19 protein-coding genes are annotated in these 19,811 nt (G+C 54.7%); 7 read left to right on the top strand and 12 right to left on the bottom strand.

Annotated elements, in window-relative coordinates; all coding sequences use genetic code 11:
* The first annotated feature begins 96 nt into the window (after positions 1–96).
* Positions 97–459: a DUF6464 family protein gene (locus ACK4HN_RS04400; RefSeq protein ID WP_409868331.1), complete on the top strand. Its 363-nt coding sequence runs from the start codon at positions 97–99 to the stop codon at positions 457–459.
* A 54-nt stretch (positions 460–513) separates the two neighbouring features.
* Here ACK4HN_RS04400 and ACK4HN_RS04395 read toward each other — a convergent pair whose 3' ends face one another.
* Together ACK4HN_RS04395 and ACK4HN_RS04390 are read right to left on the bottom strand one after the other, a co-directional pair.
* Positions 514–3,042 (bottom strand): glycogen/starch/alpha-glucan phosphorylase, encoded by a 2,529-nt coding sequence (locus ACK4HN_RS04395; protein WP_409868330.1) that lies wholly within the window; start codon positions 3,040–3,042, stop codon positions 514–516.
* A 142-nt stretch (positions 3,043–3,184) separates the two neighbouring features.
* On the bottom strand, positions 3,185–3,919 hold the full coding sequence (locus ACK4HN_RS04390; protein ID WP_409868329.1) for a hypothetical protein: 735 nt from the start codon (positions 3,917–3,919) through the stop codon (positions 3,185–3,187).
* Between the two features lie 128 nt (positions 3,920–4,047).
* Here ACK4HN_RS04390 and ACK4HN_RS04385 point away from each other — a divergent pair, with 128 nt between their 5' ends.
* Positions 4,048–4,998: an AAA family ATPase gene (locus tag ACK4HN_RS04385; RefSeq protein WP_409868328.1), complete on the top strand. Its 951-nt coding sequence runs from the start codon at positions 4,048–4,050 to the stop codon at positions 4,996–4,998.
* Positions 4,995–6,452, top strand: a complete 1,458-nt coding sequence (locus ACK4HN_RS04380; protein ID WP_409868327.1) for a DUF58 domain-containing protein — start codon at positions 4,995–4,997, stop codon at positions 6,450–6,452. The genes ACK4HN_RS04385 and ACK4HN_RS04380 overlap by 4 nt, the downstream gene beginning before the upstream one ends.
* Here ACK4HN_RS04380 and ACK4HN_RS04375 read toward each other — a convergent pair.
* Entirely contained in the window at positions 6,449–6,664 is a 216-nt protein-coding gene (locus ACK4HN_RS04375) for a hypothetical protein (RefSeq protein ID WP_409852428.1), read from the bottom strand. The two genes, ACK4HN_RS04380 and ACK4HN_RS04375, sit on opposite strands and share 4 nt — an antisense overlap.
* Before the next feature lie 165 nt (positions 6,665–6,829).
* The gene (locus tag ACK4HN_RS04370; protein ID WP_409868326.1) at positions 6,830–7,090 is read right to left on the bottom strand and encodes a hypothetical protein; all 261 of its coding nucleotides are present in this window, start codon (positions 7,088–7,090) and stop codon (positions 6,830–6,832) included.
* A 343-nt stretch (positions 7,091–7,433) separates the two neighbouring features.
* Here ACK4HN_RS04370 and ACK4HN_RS04365 point away from each other — a divergent pair, with 343 nt between their 5' ends.
* Positions 7,434–10,124 (top strand): CHAT domain-containing tetratricopeptide repeat protein, encoded by a 2,691-nt coding sequence (locus tag ACK4HN_RS04365; protein WP_409868325.1) that lies wholly within the window; start codon positions 7,434–7,436, stop codon positions 10,122–10,124.
* Here the strand turns inward: ACK4HN_RS04365 and ACK4HN_RS04360 are convergent.
* Positions 10,121–11,278, bottom strand: a complete 1,158-nt coding sequence (locus ACK4HN_RS04360; RefSeq protein ID WP_409868324.1) for a DUF58 domain-containing protein — start codon at positions 11,276–11,278, stop codon at positions 10,121–10,123. The two genes, ACK4HN_RS04365 and ACK4HN_RS04360, sit on opposite strands and share 4 nt — an antisense overlap.
* 9 nt (positions 11,279–11,287) lie before the next feature.
* On the bottom strand, positions 11,288–11,656 hold the full coding sequence (locus tag ACK4HN_RS04355) for a thioredoxin family protein (RefSeq protein ID WP_409877279.1): 369 nt from the start codon (positions 11,654–11,656) through the stop codon (positions 11,288–11,290).
* 123 nt (positions 11,657–11,779) lie between these two features.
* Between ACK4HN_RS04355 and ACK4HN_RS04350 the strand changes: the two genes are divergently transcribed.
* Together ACK4HN_RS04350 and recA are read left to right on the top strand one after the other, a co-directional pair.
* The gene (locus ACK4HN_RS04350) at positions 11,780–12,568 is read left to right on the top strand and encodes a hypothetical protein (RefSeq protein WP_409868322.1); all 789 of its coding nucleotides are present in this window, start codon (positions 11,780–11,782) and stop codon (positions 12,566–12,568) included.
* A 76-nt stretch (positions 12,569–12,644) separates the two neighbouring features.
* Positions 12,645–13,703, top strand: coding sequence for a recombinase RecA (gene recA, locus ACK4HN_RS04345; protein WP_409868321.1), 1,059 nt, complete (start codon positions 12,645–12,647; stop codon positions 13,701–13,703).
* Here recA and ACK4HN_RS04340 read toward each other — a convergent pair.
* Together ACK4HN_RS04340 and ACK4HN_RS04335 are read right to left on the bottom strand one after the other, a co-directional pair.
* The gene (locus ACK4HN_RS04340; protein WP_409852444.1) at positions 13,670–14,197 is read right to left on the bottom strand and encodes a GNAT family N-acetyltransferase; all 528 of its coding nucleotides are present in this window, start codon (positions 14,195–14,197) and stop codon (positions 13,670–13,672) included. The genes recA and ACK4HN_RS04340 overlap by 34 nt on opposite strands.
* Position 14,198: 1 nt before the next feature.
* Complete coding sequence (locus ACK4HN_RS04335; RefSeq protein ID WP_409868370.1) at positions 14,199–15,065, bottom strand: tetratricopeptide repeat protein; 867 nt, start codon at positions 15,063–15,065, stop codon at positions 14,199–14,201.
* Between the two features lie 193 nt (positions 15,066–15,258).
* Between ACK4HN_RS04335 and ACK4HN_RS04330 the strand changes: the two genes are divergently transcribed.
* Positions 15,259–15,528, top strand: coding sequence for a CD225/dispanin family protein (locus ACK4HN_RS04330; protein ID WP_181494557.1), 270 nt, complete (start codon positions 15,259–15,261; stop codon positions 15,526–15,528).
* Here ACK4HN_RS04330 and nagA read toward each other — a convergent pair.
* From nagA to ACK4HN_RS04310, 4 genes are read right to left on the bottom strand one after another with little or no spacing between them, the layout of a single operon-like run.
* On the bottom strand, positions 15,469–16,650 hold the full coding sequence (nagA, locus tag ACK4HN_RS04325) for an N-acetylglucosamine-6-phosphate deacetylase (protein WP_409868320.1): 1,182 nt from the start codon (positions 16,648–16,650) through the stop codon (positions 15,469–15,471). The two genes, ACK4HN_RS04330 and nagA, sit on opposite strands and share 60 nt — an antisense overlap.
* Positions 16,647–16,874 carry an indolepyruvate ferredoxin oxidoreductase subunit alpha gene (locus tag ACK4HN_RS04320; RefSeq protein WP_409852451.1) on the bottom strand — a complete coding sequence of 76 codons (228 nt, stop codon included), beginning with the start codon at positions 16,872–16,874 and terminating at the stop codon, positions 16,647–16,649. Before ACK4HN_RS04320 ends, nagA begins: the two co-directional genes overlap by 4 nt.
* Before the next feature lie 50 nt (positions 16,875–16,924).
* Positions 16,925–18,556 carry a helicase HerA domain-containing protein gene (locus tag ACK4HN_RS04315; RefSeq protein WP_409868319.1) on the bottom strand — a complete coding sequence of 544 codons (1,632 nt, stop codon included), beginning with the start codon at positions 18,554–18,556 and terminating at the stop codon, positions 16,925–16,927.
* 3 nt (positions 18,557–18,559) lie between these two features.
* The gene (locus ACK4HN_RS04310) at positions 18,560–19,807 is read right to left on the bottom strand and encodes a D-alanyl-D-alanine carboxypeptidase (protein ID WP_409868318.1); all 1,248 of its coding nucleotides are present in this window, start codon (positions 19,805–19,807) and stop codon (positions 18,560–18,562) included.
* Between the last annotated feature and the right edge of the window lie 4 nt (positions 19,808–19,811).

Genomic DNA, 19,811 nt, shown 5'->3' with positions numbered 1-19,811 from the left:
CAGCGCGCAAAGGGAGCCACTGCTAGGATACGATAGATTGATTGTTAAGTAATGCCCAATGACGTGCAGTCCCCTCTCTGTCATCCGCTTGAGTGCATGGCAACCCCCTCCGATCTACCCACAGAGTTGCACCTGATCCATCCCCGGCGATCGCTGGGACACATTTATCTCGACTGGACTCCCCAACCCGGCTGCCATGTGGATCATGAAGGGGAAACCTATACGGTGTTAGAACGCCGTCATCGCTACCAGTTTCGCGGTGGGCGCTATCAACTAGAAAAAATTGCCCTCTACGTGCAACCCAGTGACACCACTAGCGATCGCCATCTCGTCAATGGACAGTGGGTGATTGGGGATCCTTCCTGTCGCTGGAATGCGCTTTCCCCCTTGTTGCGCTGCGCGGTCAACCCTCAAGGCTCCTGCCAAAACTGTCGAGATTACCAGCCTCGAGAACCTTAACAGCAAAAACCCCTCGCGAGGAGGGGGAGCATCAGGGTGATAGAAACGGCCAGCCTACTGTACAGCGGGTGTCATATAGGACGTTTCGGGGAGGACAATTTTCACTGGTTCAACGTGCCAAATGTCTTGGCAGTACTCGCGAATGGCGCGATCGCTAGAAAATTTGCCCATGCGTGCCACATTGAGGATGGACATTTTGGTCCATTGGGCTTGATCTTGATACACCTGAAGCACCTGTTGATGGCAGTCCACGTAGCTTTGGTAGTCTGCCAAGAGGCAATAGCGATCGTTTTGCCAGAGGTGTTCCACAATGGGGCGAAAGAGTGCCGTATCCCCATGGGAAAAGTAACCAGAGCCAATCAGGTCAAGGACTCGCTTCAGCTTTGGGTTACTATTGGCAAACTCCCACGGACGGTAGCCGTTGCGCCATAATTCCTGCAACTGCTCCACCGTATGGCCAAAGAGGAAGAAGTTTTCTGCCCCCACCTCTTCGCGAATCTCCACGTTGGCACCATCGAGGGTACCAATGGTCAGTGCTCCATTGAGGGCAAATTTCATATTTCCTGTGCCTGAGGCTTCGTAGCCCGCCGTTGAGATTTGCTGGGAGAGATCCGCTGCTGGATAGACCCGCTGCCCCAGCGTCACGTTGTAGTCGGGCAAAAAGACCACCTTCAGGCGATCGCGCACCGCTGGATCGCGGTTAATCACGTCGGCCACCGAGTTAATAAGCTTAATGATCAACTTGGCCATGTAATAGCCCGGCGCTGCTTTACCACCAAAAATAAACGTTTGCGGCACCATATCCAGTTGCGGATTGTCCTTCAACATTTGGTAGAGGGTGATTATCTTGAGGACACACAAATGTTGCCGCTTGTACTCATGGATGCGCTTCACCAACATCGAAAAGAGGGAATGGGGATCCACCGTTACTCCCACGCGATCGCGAATGTACGCCGCAAGACGTTCCTTGTTTTCTTGCTTCACTGATCGCCACTGGGCAGCAAAGTCGTGATCCTCTGCCAAGGGTTCCAATCGCCGCAGTTGATCCAAGTGCTTCACCCAATCCTCACCAATGCGTTCGGTAATCAGGCGGGTTAATCCGGGATTGCTCAGCACCATCCAGCGCCGCGGGGTGACGCCATTGGTTTTATTGGAGAACTTCTCCGGCGTCAGTTCATAGAAATCCTTGAGCACGGTTTGTTTCAAGAGTTCTGAGTGCAGCGCCGCCACGCCGTTGATGGCATGACTCCCCACGGCTGCCAAGTGGGCCATGCGCACATAGCGACAGCCACTTTCATCAATAATTGACAGCCGACGCAGGCGATCGTTATCCCCCGGATATTGCAGGCGCACCTGATCGAGGAAGCGTTGGTTAATTTCGTAGATGATTTGCAAGTGGCGGGGCAGCAGTGAGCCAAAGAGATCTAGCGGCCATTTTTCCAATGCCTCGGGCAGGAGGGTGTGGTTGGTGTAGGCAAAGGTTTGGCGCGTAATGTCCCACGCCTGCTCCCAAGGCATGAGATGCTCATCCACCAACAGGCGCATCAGTTCGGCCACCGAAATGGCGGGGTGGGTATCATTCAACTGCACCGTGAACTTCTCATGGAAGCGACTGAGATCCTGATTCCCTGGTTGTTTGTAGAGGCGAATCATGTCCTGCAGGGCACAGGAGCAGAGGAAATATTGCTGCATCAGCCGCAGTTCTTTGCCCTGCAATTGCTCATCGTTAGGGTAGAGAACCTTAGTGATGTTTTCGGAGGCAATTTTTTGGTTGACGGCACCGTAGTAATCGCCGGTGTTAAAAGCTTGAAAGTCAAAGGACTCTACTGCCTCTGCCCGCCACAGACGCAGAAGATTGGCGGTATTCACCTTGTAGCCCAAGATTGGGGTGTCATAGGCCACCCCCTGAATCACTTGGTGGGGTTCCCAGACCACCCGATAACGACCTTGATCATCGGTGTAGCTGTAGGTGTGCCCGCCAAACTTCACCTGCAAAATCAACTCTGGTCGGGGAATTTCCCACGGGTTACCGTAGCGCAGCCACTTGTCCGTAACCTCGACTTGCCAGCCATCGCGAATCTCTTGGTCAAAGATGCCGTACTCATAGCGAATGCCATAGCCAATGGCGGGGATTTCCAATGTAGCGAGGGAATCCATATAGCAGGCCGCCAAGCGCCCCAAGCCACCATTGCCCAAGCCCGGCTCTTCCTCCTGATCAAGCAGTTCTTTGAGGTTCAAACCGGTTTGCCGCATGGCTTCTTCAACGGCCTCATAGAGTCCGAGGTTAATCAGGTTATTGCCAAGGTGGGGGCCAAGTAAAAATTCAGCAGAAAGATAGCAAACAGTGCGGCTTTCTTGATCTCGATAGGTTTTTGCTGAATTCAGCCAACGCAACAGTAGGCGATCGCGCACGGTGTAGGCCAAGGCCAAGTAGTAATCATTTTTCGTTGCCACTTCGGGAAAGCGCCCTTGGATAAAGAAGAGATTGTCCATAAAGGCACGGCGCAGGGTTTCAACACTCGTACCGGTGCGATCGTCTTCCGTGAGCACTGCAGGACAACCGGGCGGAATGAGACTGGTCATGGTGGAAATCCTCGCCAAGAACAAACGCGATCGTGTAGTCGTATAGTCAACCCTTCACCCTTAAGTTCTACCGCGAGCGCCCTTGCTTCTCCCTTAAGTACAGAATCTCTTTACCCTCTTCACCTGCCAAGGGAAGCAACTCCTATTCTTGTTCTCGAGCTGGGGGAAACAGTTGGCAGGTGAGTTCTGGCTCCGCCTCTGGGGAAGGAGGTGGCGTACTGCCAAGGGTAGCCTCTGGCGTCTGGCTTTGTTGATAGCGTTGGTAGAGGATGCGGAGAAGTTTAAGCAGGCGATCGCCGCCACTGGCATAGAGGGGGTCATTGGGCAAACGCGCCAAAGCAGCGGCCATCTGTGTCTGCAACACCTCCAAGTCAGCATAGCGGCGGAGCAGCTGTTGCAATAAATCAATGAGGGTAAACCGCTCTAGGCTTTGGGCATGGAAAGGTTTTGAGGTCAACAGGGCAGCCACAAGCAGCTTCATGTGCAGGGGGGTGCAGTAGCGGGTCACTTCTAAGCGCAAATCGTAGAGATCGGCGGTGCTGAGGGTGGGTGCCTCGATAGTCAGTGTGGCCGTCGGGGATTGGGTGTAGAGGGGCACCAAAATTTCCAGTAGTGCCGCTGAGAGAATCTGATAGGCCTGTGCTTTGTTGAGACTATTGACAATGGCAGTTAAGCGCTCTTTAAGGAGGGTGGAGGTTGGCAGCCGCTCAAGGAGTTGGATGACTGCTTGTTGCACCTCGTTCACGCTCCACGGGGGCGCTTGGGTCGGCCACTGATCCTGCTGAAGGGCATACAATAGCTTCAAAAGGCGGCTGCGCTGCGGGTGCTGGACGATTTGTTGGGCAGCAGTGGCAATCGTATAAGTTACTGGGGTCACAGGTTTGCCAGAAGTCCCTCAATCTGAATTTTACAATTTTCCTAGGCTGAAATTTATTAATTGTCATCAGGGGGAGAGGGTAAAGGTCTCTGCTAGGATTGGGGGAGTGTAGGAGCGACACAACGGGTGTGAAAGAGCTTTTTCATAGCCTGCAGCAGCGTCTCAATGAGATTGTTGTCGGTCAAGGGGCGATCGCCCAAGGGTTAATTGTGGCGCTCCTCGCCGAAGGCCATGTCATCCTTGAGGGGGTGCCGGGAACCGCCAAAACCCTCCTTGTCAAGCTTCTCGCTCGCCTGATTGCAGCGGAATTTCGCCGTATTCAACTCACGCCCGATGTTCTCCCCGCCGATATTCTCGGTACCAGTATCTTTGACTTTAACAGTCGCACCTTTCGCCTGCGCAAGGGGCCGATTTTTACCCAAGTGCTGCTGGCGGATGAAATTAACCGTACACCGCCCAAAACCCAAGCAGCCCTCCTCGAAGCCATGGAAGAACGGCAGGTGACCCTTGACGGCACCACTCTCCCCCTCTCGGGTTTATTTTGGACAGTGGCCACCCAAAACCCCTTGGAATTTGAAGGAACCTATCCGCTGCCAGAAGCCCAACTGGATCGCTTCCTATTTAAGCTAGTCGTGCCCTACCCCGAAGCGACTGCCGAACGGCAAATGCTGGAGAATGCCCTTGCAGGGTTTGAGGCGCGGCATCTCGATCAACTCGATCAACTTAACTTGGAGCCGCTGATTACCGTTGAGGAAGTTCTAGCAGCACGGCAGCAAGTGCGGCAAGTCCGCGTAGAGCCTGTGGTGCTGGATTATCTTTTGGCCTTGGTGCAGGCCAGTCGCCAACATCCCGAACTGTTGTTGGGGGCTTCCCCACGAGCGGCAGTGGGCTGGTTACGGGCCAGCCAAGCACAGGCATGGTTAGAGGATCGTGCCTATGTGACCCCTGAGGATGTGAAGGCGATCGCCACCCCGCTACTGCAACACCGTTTGATCCTCAAGCCCGAAGCCCAGTTAGACGGCACCACGCTGCCCCAAGTGATCCAAGGTATTCTTGCTAAGGTTGCTGTCCCCCGATGAAAGCACCGGCCAGTTACCAGTTTGGTCGCCATCGCCCCCGCTGGGTGCCCACGGTTCGCTTCTATGGTCTCTTGCTGCTGGGGGTTCTCTTTCCTCTCCTGACCAGCTTTCTGCCAGCAGAGCTATGGCCGATCGCCGAGGCGGTTCCCCAAGGGAGGTTGCGGCAAGCGTTGCACCACTGGCCTCTGGGGTTGGGGCTGGCCTTGATGGGCCTGTACGATCTGGTGATTTTCGGCCTGTCCCTGTGGGACTACATCCGCATCGGCCGCTGGCAAATTAGCCTAGAGCGCACCTGTGAGTCACGGCTCTCCATTGGTCGGCAAAACCCAATTCGCCTCAGGCTCCACACCCATGGCAACGTTTCCTTGAGTGCTCAGATTAGAGTTGAACTCTACGACTATGTGCCTGCTGAGTTTACGGGCGAAACCCCCTACTTTGCCTTTACGGCCTCAGCCCAGAGTACGTTGGAATTGCTGTACCATGTGTTTCCACCGCGACGGGGTGCCTTTCAATGGTCAGGTTGTGATGTGCGGCTGCGCAGTTCTTGGGGCTTGGCGTGGCGACGCTGGTTTGCACCCGTTGTGACTGAAGTGGAAGTCTATCCCGATTTGATTGGGTTGCGATCGCTTTCGATTCGCCTCAGTTTAGAGTCCAGTGGCAGCTTACGGCGGCGACGCTATGCCTTGGGGGGCACCGAGTTTGCGGAATTGCGGGAGTACCATCTAGGGGATGATCTGCGCCTCATGGATTGGAAAGCCAGTGCTCGCCGCGGACGACCGCTTGTGCGCGCCATGGAGCCAGAACGGGATCAACCCCTCATCATTCTGCTGGATCGAGGCCGCTTGATGACCGCCACTGTGGCAGGCTTGAAACGCTTTGACTGGGGCTTAAATGCGGCATTAGCCCTAGCACTGACGGGCTTGCGACGAGGGGATAAGGTGGGCTTGGGAATTTTTGATCAGCAACTGCGCACGTGGATTGCGCCTCAAAGTGGCGATTCCCATCTGGGGCAGATTCTCAGTCAGGTCTATCGCTGTGAACCCATCCTCGAAGAATCCGACTATGTGGGCACAGTCAGCGCGATCTTGGGACACTATACTCGCCGTGCCCTTGTAGTGGTTCTCACGGAAGTGGTTGATGAGGTGGCCTCCCAAGAACTCCTCGCGGCCATGGCTCGCCTCACGCCGCGTTTTCTACCCTTCTGTGTTGCTTTGCGCGATCGCCACATTGAAACCCTTGCCCACCGCCCGTTGAGGCCACAGCCCTTGGCTGCCGTAGATCAAATTTCCAGTCTCTATGAACAGGCCGTAGCCCTCGATCTCCTGCATCAGCGACAGCGTGCCTTTGCCCACCTAGAGCAACAGGGGGTTCTTGTCCTCGACGCTCCTGCGGATCAAATGAGTGAGCAACTGGTGGATCGCTATTTGCTGCTGAAAGCCCGTGGCCGACTCTAGGACTGACTAGGCTCCATCACAGTGGTCTCCCTCGTTTCTGGCAATGGCCGCAGAGGTGGGCGATCGCCGGTTGGTGTCGCTAGGGGAAGGGGTGTCGAGGTCTGCGTTAGCCCAGAAGTTGCCCGCAAACGTGCTTGCAGCAGTTGACTCACCACCTGACGTTGAATAAATTCTTGCTCAATTGCTGGGGGGACTGAACGTTGCAGTTCCATAGGTTGCCTCGAATTCACCGTTGTTCATGGCGACACAGGCTTCCGTACGCTTCCCACACCGACATTCAATTGGTCATAGGCCTCAATACTGATCTTAAGGGCGATCGCCCGCGATTGTAAAAATGACTACCAAAATGCAGTAGGATTTGTGGGGATTTCCTAACACTATTGCAACGGGGATACATTCGGGGACTGCGGCGACTGACCTTTTTCTTGGTAAAACTTGCAGATCACCTTCCCGCCATGAATCACAACATAGAGCGTCACGCCACTGAGGACAAAAGGCATCATCTTCTCTAGCCAAGGAAGATGGCAGCCAAGGCGAGTGAGAACAACAGCAAAGGCATCATCCAACAGACTAATCAGCAAAGGCAACAACTGGCGCAGGAGGGTAAGAATCTCCGGTAGATAACCATCACTATCCATAAAATTGTTCTCAGATAAGTTAACGCAGAAAAGAATCTGAAATACACCTTTTTTTCGTAGGGAAGAAACTCACTTAAATGAATCAACACTGTGCAAATCAATTGGCCTCCCCCTGAAGAATTCCATATCTTAATTTTAAGAATTTTGAGAAAAAGGCTGTGGCCTGCGATTGAGCTTGCCCAGACAGCATCAAGCTGAGAGATTTTTTAATTGTTAACAGCTGTATATCTTCTACTATAAACAGTGTTCCTAAAGGAGGGGATAACCGTAATTTGTTGTTACACTGGAACGCATTTCCAGCGTAACTATCTATGATGAAAGTAGCAGCAGCGGCAGGTACTTTATGAAACGGTTGTGGAGTCAGCGGGTTTGTTTTGCGATTCTGTTGGCGATCGCCACTGCCACAGGAGTTTATTCGCGGGGACTGGCACAAAATGAAGCCCAACAGTTGCGCGATATTATGCAGCGACTGGATGCTCTACAACAGCGCTATCAGGCAGCCGTCAGTGAGCTAGATGTGATTCGCAAAACGCCCTTTGGCGGTGAGAACAGCCATGTCATTGCCCTGACAAATCAGATTGAGCAGCTGCAAAAACAGGGAAATTATGGTCTAGCAGTAGCACCGTCGCGGGAACTGGTGGCGATCGCCGAGCGGGTTCTAGGGCCTAATCACCCCACTCTTGCTGCAACCTTAAATAACCTCGCCGTCACCTACAAAGAACTGGGCAACTTTAGTGAGGCGATTCCCCTCTATCAGCGCAGCTTAGCCATCCGTGAAAAAGCCCTTGGCGCCAATCACCCTGATGTTGCCACCAGCCTCAATAACCTCGCCAACCTCTACACCGATCAAGGCAACTATGGCGAGGCCTTACCCCTCTATCAACGCGCCCTTGCGATTCGTGAACAAGCCCTTGGCAAGACTCATCCCGATGTGGGCTTGAGTGTGCACAACTTGGCAGTGATGTACCATTTGCAGGGCAGCCTAACCACCGCCTTGCCCCTCTACCAGCGCAGTCTTGGCCTACTCGAACCTGCCTTAGGAGCAGAGCATCCCCTTGTGGCAACAGTGTTGAATAATCTTGCCGAACTCTATCGTGCTCAAGGGAATTATGGCGCAGCGCTTCCCCTCTATCAACGCAGTTTGGCGATCCGTGAAAAGGTGCTGGGGACAGATCACCCGGATGTGGCTACGAGCCTTAACAACTTGGCTGAACTCTATCGAGTCCAAGGCAATTACGGGGTGGCGCTGCCCCTCTATCAACGCAGTATTGCCCTGCGGCAGCGTACCCTTGGTGGCGAGCATCCCTACTTGGCACTCAGTCTTGCCAATTTAGCAAAATCCTACTGGGCACAGGGGACGATCAATGAGGCCTTAACGGCGCTCAGCCGTGCCCTTGACATTGAAGAGGTCAACCTTAGCCGTAACCTCGTGATTGGCTCCGAGGCTTATAAACGCAACTATCTGGCCACGTTTCAAGACTCCACCAACACCGCTATTTCCTTCCATTTGCAGGGGAATCCCCAGAATCCAAGGGTGGCTAACCTAGCCTTGACAACCATTTTGCGCCGTAAAGGTCGGCTGTTGGATGTTTTAGCGGCAACGGCCAGTCGCCTACGCAATGAACTGGATGCCTCGGGGCGGCAGCAACTGGATGAATTGATTCGTGTGCGAACCCAGCTTGCTAGTCTCACCTTTGTGCGCGATCGCCCACCGCCGGCCAGCCAAATTAGCCAACTGGAACAGCGGGCCAACCAACTAGAAGCCCAACTGGTGAGCCAAAATGCCAACTTCCGTTTGGAAGTTACCCCCGTCACCCTCAGTGCGGTGCAGCAAGCAATTCCCGCCAATACCGTGCTGCTGGAGTTTATTGAATATGTGCCCTACACTCCGAAAACCAACCGCTGGGAAGCCCCCCGCTATGCCCTCTATGGCCTGAAAAATAGTGGTGCCCCCCAATGGCGAGACTTGGGGACAGTCGCTGATCTGGATACGGTCATCAAAGCAGCACGCCAGCGGATGGCGGATCCCAGATTGCCCGCTACGGCAACGAAGCCCTCCTTGAAAGCAGCCTATGAGCGCCTCTTGGCTCCTCTGGAACCCTTCCTCGCGGGCAGTACCCATCTCCTAGTCGCCCCCGATGGACAGTTGAACACCCTGTCCTTTGAGGCCTTGGTGGATCGCCAAGATCGCTATCTGGTGCAGTCCTATACAATCACACTGCTGACCTCAGGCCGCGACTTACTGCGGCTACAACAGCGGGGCAAACCTGCAAATCCCCCCTTGGTGGTGGGTAATCCTACGTTTAGTCAAGGGATTGGTCGTGCCGTGGCAGGGAGCCAGCGGGGGGTGAACCCGCGATCGCTGGATTTGCGCAGCCTGACATTTACAGAACTGCCGGGAACAGCCACCGAGGTGAAAACTCTGAGCGGTCTCTTGCCTCAGGCTCAAGTGCTCACAGGCAGCGATGCCACGGAAACGGCAGTCAAAGAAACCCGACGCCCCCGCGTTCTCCACTTGGCTACCCACGGATTTTTCTTGGAAAGTCCGCCCGTCTCTCCCCAAGTCCTGCAAAATACCCGTGGCCTTAATGCCTATGTCCCCTTTGGCGGTGAAAATCCCCTCTTGCGCTCTGGCCTTGCCTTGGCGGGCTTCAATGAACGGCAGAGTGGGGTAGATGATGGCGTGTTAACAGCTTTTGAAGTGACCGGCATCAACCTTAATGGTACCGAGTTAGTGGTGATGTCTGCCTGTGATACCGGGCGCGGTGATATCCTCAATGGCGATGGGGTCTACGGGTTGCGGCGAGCCTTTACCCTGGCGGGGGCGCGCACCCAAGTGAGTTCCCTTTGGAAGGTGGATGACACCACAACCCAACAACTGATGGTGGCCTTTTATCAAAATCTGGCAGCCGGCAAGGGACGCAGTGAAGCCCTACGGCAAGCGCAGTTGCAGTTAATGAATGATCCCAGTAAGCAAATTCCCTATTTTTGGGCTGCCTTTGTCAGCAGTGGTGAGTGGCGCCCGCTGCCCTAAGGCAGGGGATAGGCGACAGCGGTCTGTAGTTGAAGGCTAAGGGGGCGATCGCGATCAATCCAAAGAATTGCCCCTTGCTGCCGTGGCGGTGGCTCTCCCCAGAGCACAGTGACACTGCCAGCGGGCAGAGGTTGAGGGCTAGGCCATTGACTGGTAAGCCAGACAAGGGAATCAATCGGATACTCAGCAGACCTGTCGCAGGGGGCGATCGCCGCCAGTGCCCGCAGTACCGTTGGCTGACCATGGAGCATCCCCGTAGCGGGACTCCAAAACTGCACGGGAATTTGCTGTTGCAAACTGTAAAGGTAGAGGCTGGCCGCCGCAATCACCGCTTGTTCAAAGTCTTCCTCGCGCCAGTGGGAACGGGTATCGAGGGCAACAGTCACGGCATTGCCCCCACTAAAGGTGTCAAACTCGCGCACCCGCAGTTCCCCATACCGGGCACTGGTGCGCCAATGCACCAAACGCAACGGGTCTCCCCAGCGGTAGGGACGCAAGGCGCGGGTAATGCCTTCCTGGGCGACGTGCAGATGATGCTGGCGATCGCGCCACTCTTGGCAGATCTCTTGCCCCAGTTGATCCAGCAATGGACACTGTTGCAGTTGCAGTACCTGCGGATAGACGACCACCTGCTGGGGCACCGCAAACGAGCGACGGCACCAAAAGAGTCCCAAGGGAGCAGCGGTGCGCAGGTAAAGCTGTTGCCACTCATATATGCCGCGACGCGGTGGGATGAGATCGTACTGCCAAGTGATTGTTTCCTGGGGTGGCAGCCGCTCGATCGCCTGTTGGGGAGATTCGCGCTGCGTGGCTGACCAGAGATCACGGGGAATGGGGTCAATGATTTGCAAATTGTGGCGAGGCGTTTGGGTGGTGTTGGTGAGGAAGACCGTGAGGCGCAGGCGATCGCCCGCATAAACTGGCTCCACCTTGGCTCGTTCCAGCACCAATCCCCGCAAATAGCGCGGCGGTAGAATCGCGGCCACCAAAAGCAGACCAACAATGATCCCTGTAATCACGTACAGCCAACCCGCCATGGAGTTAATGGCTGCCGCAAAGAAAAAGAGATTCATGCCTAAAAGCAATAGCCCCGCATAGGCAGGGGTCACCCAGCGCTCCTCTAAAAACTGATTGAGGCGACGCAGCTTGGTCATTGGCGAGCCTTAAGAGCGGTGAGACTGGGCGGGCAATAGGCTAGGAAACGAATGGTCTAGGAGTTGCTGGAGGGCTTGACGCAGATCCCCCTTAACAAGGACAGGATCAAACCGCTGCACCAATTCCCCGCGGTCAAAAAAGAGGAGAGTGGGCAAACTTGTTAGTTGGAAGTGACGACTGAGGGCAAAGTTCTCATCGGCATTGATCCTGAGAACCTGCAACCGCTGAGGCAGCGACTGCTCCACTTGCTCTAGGAGGGGATCAACTAGGCGGCAGAGGCCACACCAAGGGGCCCAAAAGTGCACAATCACAGGCACGGGAGCACTGCGAATTTGCCGCTGAAATCCTTCAATATTAAATTGCTGAATGCCCTTCACGTTTGTTATCTCGTTTTGTCTTGGGATCATGGTAGCAGTCAGCGGCGGTTTTGCAGCAGCGATTTGCGGCCATAGGATGCCGTAGGATCAAAAATAGCTCAGACGATCGATTGGCGCTCCCCAATGACCCCCAAGCCCACCCTTTGGCAAAAACTTTTCCCCCTGCTGTTACGGGAAGCGATCGCTACCCTGCAGGGGATCAATTACCTCCTGAGTACGGCCGCAGAGCAACTCAAGGGGGTGGCCACACAACGGGCGATCGCCCCAGAGCAGTTGGCTGCCGAACGTGCATGGATTTATCGGGGGGCAGCTCTATGGTGGCAGGGCATGGGCTGGGTACACCAGCGGTTACCCAGTCATTTGCAGCAGCGTTACAATCGTGCAACATTGACGGCGCTAGCGATCGCCCTCCTGCTCATTCTCCTCTGGCTCAATCCCCTCAGTTGGTTTCAATCTCCCCCTCGGCCAACCGTGAAAGCGACCCCGCCTCCCCAACCCAGTGTCCTAGTGCAACCCCGACCCGCCGCCCCACCAAGGGCAGCAACCCCATCTCCCCCACCCGCCCCAATACCAAAGCCCACCCCTACCGCGGTGGCGATCGCTCCTTCCTCCCCCATCAGTGACAGCCTCACCGTCCGCCAGCAATTGCTGGCCATTTGCGATCGCTACAGCAACGCTCTTGATCCCACCTTAACCCTCACCCCCAGCGAACAGCGCTTGGAACTGATGCTGGCCAACAGTTGGTATGATCTCAGTCCTACAAAGCAGGATCAACTAGCCCAAAACCTTTGGCAAACCGCCCATGATTTGGGGTATCAGACTGTGATTGTTGTGGATACTGAAGGACGGCAGCTTGTCCGCGATCCGGTGGTGGGTGACAATGCCATTGTTGTGCGTCGCAAGTTGATCTAATTTACTTTCTCAGCTTAGTGATCAATTTCGCCAATCCGCTAACCTAGAAAAGTGCCAACTTCTTCTTCAGCTTTCTATGAGTGACGCCACCCTTTCCCCTGAAAAGCGCAAAGCTCTAGAGCTTGCCGTCTCCCAAATCGAACGGACTTTTGGTAAGGGCAGCATCATGCGCCTTGGAGATGCCACCCGCATGAAGGTGGAGACCATTTCCAGTGGGGCACTCACCCTTGACCTTGCCTTGGGAGGTGGCCTGCCGAAGGGGCGAATCATTGAAATTTATGGCCCTGAAAGTTCGGGGAAAACCACCTTGGCGCTCCACGCTGTAGCCGAAGTCCAGAAGGCGGGTGGCGTAGCGGCCTTTGTGGATGCCGAACATGCCCTTGATCCCACCTATGCGGCTGCCCTAGGGGTAGACATTGAAAACCTGCTAGTTGCCCAGCCCGACACGGGAGAAGCAGGCCTAGAAATTGTTGATCAACTGGTGCGCTCCACAGCAGTGGATATTGTAGTAGTGGACTCCGTTGCCGCCTTGGTGCCCCGTGCCGAAATTGAGGGGGACATGGGGGATAGCCACGTGGGGCTGCAAGCCCGCCTCATGAGCCAAGCCCTGCGCAAAATTACCGGCAATATCGCTAAAACAGGCTGCACCGTGATTTTCCTCAACCAATTGCGGCAAAAGATTGGCGTCACCTACGGTAACCCAGAAACGACAACAGGGGGAACCGCCCTCAAGTTCTATGCCTCAGTACGTTTGGATATTCGGCGGGTGCAAACCCTGAAAAAGGGAACGGAGGAATTTGGTATTCGCGCCAAAGTCAAGGTGGCCAAAAACAAGGTGGCACCGCCCTTTCGCATTGCCGAATTTGACATCATTTTTGGCAAGGGCATTTCCAATCTCGGCTGCATTCTCGATATGGCCGAAGAAACGGGTGTCATTACCCGCAAAGGGGCTTGGTATGCCTACAACGGCGAAAATCTTGCCCAAGGCCGCGACAACACCATTAAGTACATGGAAGAAAACCCTGCTTTTGCCCAAGAGGTGGAGCAGCAGGTGCGGCAAAAGCTCGATCAAGGGGCAGCTGTCTCGGCAAACCGTGTGACTCATGCTCCCGATGAAATGGGTGAAGGGGCGTAGGCAAGGAACTTGCGGAGGAGCAACTTCCGCTCTCGCCAAAACGTGAAGCCTTCCTCAACGACCTCAAAGCCACAGCGGGCATATAACTGCTGCGCCGCTTCATTTTGCGCGAGGACATGAAGATAGAGATCGGAATAGGTGGCGCAAAGGCTAGCTTCAACAGTGTGCAATAGTCGCCGGCCAATCCCTCGACGCCGATAGTCAGGGTGAACTGCCAAATTAGAAAGATAAGGTTTTGGTTTACCCTTGATCTCGCGGAGCTGTACTTCAACACTTCCCACACATAAAGTAGATCTACCCGTGGATAGGACGGCTAGCCAACAGTGGTAGTGGGGACGCTCACGTTGCCAGCGATCGCGCAAATCCTGCTCAATCCCCAACTGGACAAAACTGCGCCAAAGGGCTTGCCAACCGCCACCCGGATGAAAACTCAGCGCTACAAGTTGAGCCACCTTGGGTAAGTCGGTAATCTCTGCTAGGCGAATTTCAATCATCCTAGGGCTGAGGCAGGGCAGATTGCTCAGGTTGGAGTTGGCTCATCAGTGCCCGCAGGGGGGGCTTGGCCAATAGGGCTTGCGTATCTGCTACCAAGCGATCGCCCCAGAGGTTTTCCCGTTGAAACTCCACCGTGCCATAGCGGCTATCAAGGCGCAGGGCTTCCTCCGCTAGTTGTAGTGCTCTTGCTTCATTCCCTAGTTGCAGCAAGGCAGTGGCTAGAGCCAGTTTCGGTTCACTCGCCTTGGGGTCAATGTTTGCCGCCTGCTCCCAGTTCTTGGCGGCTTGGCGGATATTCCCCTGTTCGTAGAGCACAAGACCAATGTTGGTGTAGGCTGGCCAAAACCGTCGATCCAAGCGTAATGAGCGGCGATATTGTTCGATCGCCCGATCCTTTTGTCCCAATTTGAGATAGGCATTGCCAAGGTTAAACCATTCCTCTGTGGCATCGGGTTTCAGTGCCAATCCCTGCTCGATCGCCCGCACCGATGCTCCATACTGTCCTAAGCGAAAATGGGCAGAACCTAAGTTGAAATACGCCCCCGCATTTTTATCATTTAGCTTCAAAGACTGCTCTAGGGCTGGCACCGCATCCTTAGGTTGATTAACGGTCAGGTAGAGTCCCCCCAGCAATGCCCAAATTTCGTAGGCTTGAGGAGCTAACTGCACGGCTAGTTTTGCCCGCGCTAGGGCATCTTGAAATTGCTGGAACTGCGCCAGTTGCAGGGCTTCTTGCGCCACGATAAAGCCATTTTGCTCCATCTCCTTGGCATTGAGTTCAAGGGTGCGCGGTAACACCACTTGTGCCGCTGCCAGACTAGCGTTCAGGAGCACGAGACCCAGACCCAAGGTTAAACGGGCAAGCATTTTAAGCACGATAGTTTCCGTGTTGCCAACTAAGTGAATTCCTCTTTAGTTTGCCATACTCTACCGACGTTTGCGGCGACTGGGGGCGGCTCTTGGCAAAAGTGGAAGGCAGAGGATTGCCTTTAGATAGCTAATCAATTGCTGGCAATTTTCTAAACCCTTTCAAACCTGATTTTTTTAAGGAAATTTAACAATGAACCCTTCCAATGAAAATATTCCCAATTATATGGTTCCAGCGATTCTGTCCACGATTTGCTGCTGTTTGCCCTTCGGTATTGTCGCTATTATTTTTGCTGCCCAAGTGAATTCAAGGTTAGCGGCAGGCGATCGCGCTGGGGCATTGGATGCCTCGAATAAAGCAAAGCTATTCACATTGATTGCCTTTATCTTGGGATTTCTTGGCTCAGCGATTTATGCCATCCTCATGATTCTCGCGATCGTCGCTGAGCAAGGTGGCATCTAGATTATTGACCAAGCGCTCGTAATGGTGGGGCGATCGCCAACGCAACAGATGGCTTAGGGGTTGTCCGACTAACGCTGTGCTCAATCCCATAGCGCGGCGCGGGTTCACTGTGGCCAAGGCAAGGGCCGCCTCAAAATCACACACGCCCCAATCCACAAGCCGCCCCACCATGGCCAAGAGGGGAACAGTTGTACCACAGAGGGTGCCATCCTCAAGGCGTGCTGTGCCATTTTTCACTCCAATGTGCCGTTGATCCCATGGATAAATGCCATCCCCCAAGCCAAGGGGTGCTAAGGCATCGCTGACCAAAAACAGGCGATCGCCCGCACACTGCCACAAGACCTTCAGCATCTGGGGATGGACATGAACCCCATCGCCAATCACGCCGCACCACACCCGTTGATCTGTTAAGGCGGCAGCCAACAACCCCGGCGCGCGATGATGCAGGGGCGGCATGGCATTAAAGGCATGGGTGATCATTGTGGCACCAGCAGCAAAGGCCGCCTGTGCTTCCTCCACGGTGGCCATAGAGTGCCCCAAACTGACGGTGATCCCCCACTGCCGCAGCAAGGGCAGCACGTCACCCTTGGGGTCTAATTCGGGAGCAAGGGTGAGAATCTTGACAGATGCCTTAAACTCCCCTAGAACCGTTTCCACCCTTTCTAGGGTGAGGGGCTGAAGATAAGAGGCGGGATGGGCACCGCACTTCTGGGGATTCAGAAACGGCCCTTCTAGGTGCACCCCCAAAATCTCCGCTTCAGGCTCTGACGCTTTGGGAGTGTACTCTTGAATTGCTTTCAGAGCAGTGTGAATTTCCTCAAGGGGAGCGGTCACAAGGGTGGGGGCGTAGGCATCAATTCCCTGTTGCCAAAGGTAGCGGCCAATTTTGGACAGGGGTGCAGCGGTCTTTAACCGAGGAAAGGGCATGCCCAAGGCACCATTAATTTGCAGATCCACGCCCCCCAAGGAGAGATAATTGCCGTGGAAGTCTACCACTGTAGCGCCATCGGCGGGAATGAGGTCAGTGCCGATCGCCGTCACTTTGCCATTTGTGAGCTGTACCTGTTGCCAGCGATCGCTTCCCGCAAGCCGCACGCGATCCAGCCACTGCACCGTCCTCATGTCGGCGTTGCTTGCAGATCAGGGCGTTCTTCGGGGACAATTGCCCCCTCGACAGGGCACACTTGCAAACAAATGCCGCAGTCAATACACGTGGCAAAATCAATCCAGTACCAATCGGTGCCCTTGGTATTTTTGCCCGGCCCCGGATGGATACAGGCCACTGGGCAGGCCTCTACACAATCGGCAACCCCTTCGCAGGTATTCGTGACAATGGTGTGCGCCACAGTGTTCTCCTCACTGAGTGTTGATTCAGGATCAATTCTAAAGCCCTCGGCTAGATCCCTAAATCTGACTTTGCTGCTTGCGCTGCCTCTAGGAGCAGGGGGGTGGGGAGTTCCTGCCAATCGCGATCGCCAATCTCAGCATAAAAGCTTTCGTCATAGCTGCGGGTCTGGATCACCACGGGCATCGGCACCGCATGACCTAGCACTAGCGCCTGTTGTTTAGAATCTAACTTGGCCAACACCGATCGCAACTGCTGCGAGCCTGCCACCCCCGTGAAAATGGCCTCAATGTCCTTTTCATCATTGAGGAGGGCAGTGATGCGGGTGCCAATTTGCGACATGATCTCGCTGTCAATCCCAGAAGGTCGCTGATCCACCACGAGGAGCGTCACAAAGTATTTGCGCATTTCGCGGGCGATCGTGCCAAAGATTGTCTGTTTTACCGTGGCCGGCTCCAAAAAGCGATGGGCTTCCTCGATGGTAATCACCAGTTGACGCGGGCGATCGCTGGGATTTTTGGTTTGCAGAAATATCTCCGACTGCTGCACATAGGCTTGGTGAATGCGGCGGGCAATAATGTTTGTTGCCAGCATATAGGAGAGCATGTTGGCTTGGGAGCCAAACTCGATTACCACGTGCTGACCCGCAGCCAGTGTCTCCAAAATCTGGCCAATGTAGTTCTTACTACAGGTGTGGCGCAAATACTTCAGTTGTTCCAGCCGTGTCAGTTTCCGTTGCAGCGCCATGATCGAGGCCTTGCTGCCCATCTTGGTTTCGCAAAACTCCTGAATCTCCTGATTTGTCATCACCAAGAGGCGACTAATCCAGTCCTTGCCAAACTCATTGCGCAAAATCATGGCATTCTCAAGACTGGCCTCCGAAAGGTTGAGTTCAGCTTGCACCAGCGCCAAATCCTCGACCTCAATTTGATCCAAGCCAATGTACAGTTCCTGCGCATCGCGCACTCCGCGTCGGCGAGTGGATTCAGGATCAAGGGTGTAAATTTTCACCTGCCGCGGAAATAGTTGCCGCAATCCTTTAACAGTGGTTACCTGTTGGCCTTCCCGGGTCGCCTCCCAGCCATATTCTGAGTGCATGTCAAAAATCAGGTTCACCGCCGCCTGTTTCTGGATAATGCCCGCCAGCAATAGGCGAGTCAAAAAGGATTTTCCCGTGCCTGATTTGCCAAAGACCCCATTGCTGCGCTCCACAAAACGATCCAAATCCAAACAAATGGGCACCGCCATATCCAAGGGGGTACCGATGGCAAAGTTGCGCCGCTGCGGGTCATCTTCCCAGCCAAATACGGCCCGAAAGTCCCGCTCACTTGCTTCATAGACGGGGCTAAAATGGCTAGGGATGGTTTTCACCGGCAGTAAATCCTGCTCATCCTTGAGAATCATCAACATCGGTGCCACACTCAGCGTCGCAAACGTACCTGTACCCGCTAGCACCTCTTGTAAAAACGTATCCTCAAGGGCAGGAGGATTGAGGAGAATGCGGGGATTGGCTGTCCCAAGCACCACGTCCGTCAGCAGGCAAAAGAAGCGGGATCGCTGGCCTTGGACCACTAAAAATTGGCCTACCCGCAATTCCTCTACAGAGACACCGCCCCTGAGTCGCACTTCAAGGCCTTGACTAAGAGAGCCTTGCACGACAATTCCCAATTGTTGAGTCGTCATGGCCTATTGAACCGTCACCACTTGAATTCGCTGCGGATCCCCTAGGCGAGAGTCTGTAGCTCGGCGGCGGAATTCAGCCCCATGCTGGGGAGCCGCCTGTAGGATTTGACGCAGGTGCTGCACATAGCGATCCTGCGCCCGTCGAAACCCTTCGAGGTTATCCCCCCGATTAAAGAGGGCAAAACACACGGTGCCGTATCTCGCCGTAGGCAAGACGCCGACCAAAGCACTCACATTCCACAGGGAACCGGTTTTCGCAAGGGTTGTCGCCGGCAGTTGACGAAACTCTAGTGTCCCGCGATCGCGCCCCGCCATGGGGAGCACATCCGCTAGGCTATGGTTTTTCTGGGCAAGCATCTGTTGAAACGCAAAGAGCATCCCACAAGCCGCCCGCGGAGAAATTCGATTTTCCTCGCCTAGACCGGAGCCGTTAACCAGTTGAATCTCACTGGGGGGCACATTGGCTTTACGAGCGGCGACTTGAGCCACGGTTGCAGGACCCCCTGCCATTTCTGCTAGGGTTTCCGCAATCTCATTGTTGCTGTAGATATTCATTTGCCGCACAATTTCCCCCAAGGGAAGGGAGCGATGCTCTAGGCGAAGGGTGACCTGAGGGGGGATCGTGCTTTGGAAGCGAGTTGCCCCTAGAATTTTCACTTGGGGGCGGGGTTGCCCCTTGAGGTGGTACGTGTAGGCCGCTTCAATTTCAGGTGTCCAGCGGCGCTGATCCAAAGCCAGTCTGAATAGCGCTGCGGCAGTTTGCGGCTCACGGTAAAAGTTCATCATAAAAGGGGGAACGATGACTAAATTCCCTGCCACTTGACGAATCCCCAAGCGATTGAGGGCATTGCCGAGGGCGATCGCTTCCTCCCAGACAAAGAGGGGAGCATTGCCGCCAATCAAGACCAAATCCCCCCTGAGGACGCCATTTTCCAGCGTGCCCGTGGTGCCGATGCGGGTCAGGAACTGATAGTCAAAGGGGTATTGATCCAGAACGGCGAGGCTCGTGGCGATTTTGGTGACCGAGGCAGCAGAAAGGGGGCGATCGCCTTGGTGATTCACGAGGAGCTGTTGTGTACTTTGAACCCAAATCCCCTGTTGACTGGGGGAGAAACCTTCTTGAGCCAGCGTTTGCAGGTAGCGATCGCGATACTGATGCAATGCCACTTCCGGCGGAAAAAGTAGTAGCTGGAGTTCCTCAATGCGCGGCTGTCCCCAGTACCATACCAGCGTTGCCAAAAGCTCTAACATCTCC

This window comes from Thermosynechococcus sp., from assembly GCF_046299655.1.
Taxonomy (GTDB): Bacteria; Cyanobacteriota; Cyanobacteriia; order Thermosynechococcales; family Thermosynechococcaceae; genus Thermosynechococcus.
Note: the sequence above shows the minus strand (reverse complement) of the source record. Positions and strands in the feature narration are given on the sequence as shown.

What these genes read in the sequence shown, in the direction of transcription:
- ACK4HN_RS04400 (WP_409868331.1), top strand. Translation starts at nt 97, where the DNA reads ATGGCAACCCCCTCCGATCTACCCACAGAGTTGCACCTGATCCATCCC.
- ACK4HN_RS04395 (WP_409868330.1), bottom strand. Translation starts at nt 3,042, where the DNA reads ATGACCAGTCTCATTCCGCCCGGTTGTCCTGCAGTGCTCACGGAAGAC.
- ACK4HN_RS04380 (WP_409868327.1), top strand. Translation starts at nt 4,995, where the DNA reads ATGAAAGCACCGGCCAGTTACCAGTTTGGTCGCCATCGCCCCCGCTGG.
- ACK4HN_RS04375 (WP_409852428.1), bottom strand. Translation starts at nt 6,664, where the DNA reads ATGGAACTGCAACGTTCAGTCCCCCCAGCAATTGAGCAAGAATTTATT.
- ACK4HN_RS04370 (WP_409868326.1), bottom strand. Translation starts at nt 7,090, where the DNA reads ATGGATAGTGATGGTTATCTACCGGAGATTCTTACCCTCCTGCGCCAG.
- ACK4HN_RS04365 (WP_409868325.1), top strand. Translation starts at nt 7,434, where the DNA reads ATGAAACGGTTGTGGAGTCAGCGGGTTTGTTTTGCGATTCTGTTGGCG.
- ACK4HN_RS04360 (WP_409868324.1), bottom strand. Translation starts at nt 11,278, where the DNA reads ATGACCAAGCTGCGTCGCCTCAATCAGTTTTTAGAGGAGCGCTGGGTG.
- ACK4HN_RS04350 (WP_409868322.1), top strand. Translation starts at nt 11,780, where the DNA reads ATGACCCCCAAGCCCACCCTTTGGCAAAAACTTTTCCCCCTGCTGTTA.
- recA (WP_409868321.1), top strand. Translation starts at nt 12,645, where the DNA reads ATGAGTGACGCCACCCTTTCCCCTGAAAAGCGCAAAGCTCTAGAGCTT.
- ACK4HN_RS04340 (WP_409852444.1), bottom strand. Translation starts at nt 14,197, where the DNA reads ATGATTGAAATTCGCCTAGCAGAGATTACCGACTTACCCAAGGTGGCT.
- ACK4HN_RS04335 (WP_409868370.1), bottom strand. Translation starts at nt 15,065, where the DNA reads ATGCTTGCCCGTTTAACCTTGGGTCTGGGTCTCGTGCTCCTGAACGCT.
- ACK4HN_RS04330 (WP_181494557.1), top strand. Translation starts at nt 15,259, where the DNA reads ATGAACCCTTCCAATGAAAATATTCCCAATTATATGGTTCCAGCGATT.
- nagA (WP_409868320.1), bottom strand. Translation starts at nt 16,650, where the DNA reads ATGAGGACGGTGCAGTGGCTGGATCGCGTGCGGCTTGCGGGAAGCGAT.
- ACK4HN_RS04315 (WP_409868319.1), bottom strand. Translation starts at nt 18,556, where the DNA reads ATGACGACTCAACAATTGGGAATTGTCGTGCAAGGCTCTCTTAGTCAA.
- ACK4HN_RS04310 (WP_409868318.1), bottom strand. Translation starts at nt 19,807, where the DNA reads ATGTTAGAGCTTTTGGCAACGCTGGTATGGTACTGGGGACAGCCGCGC.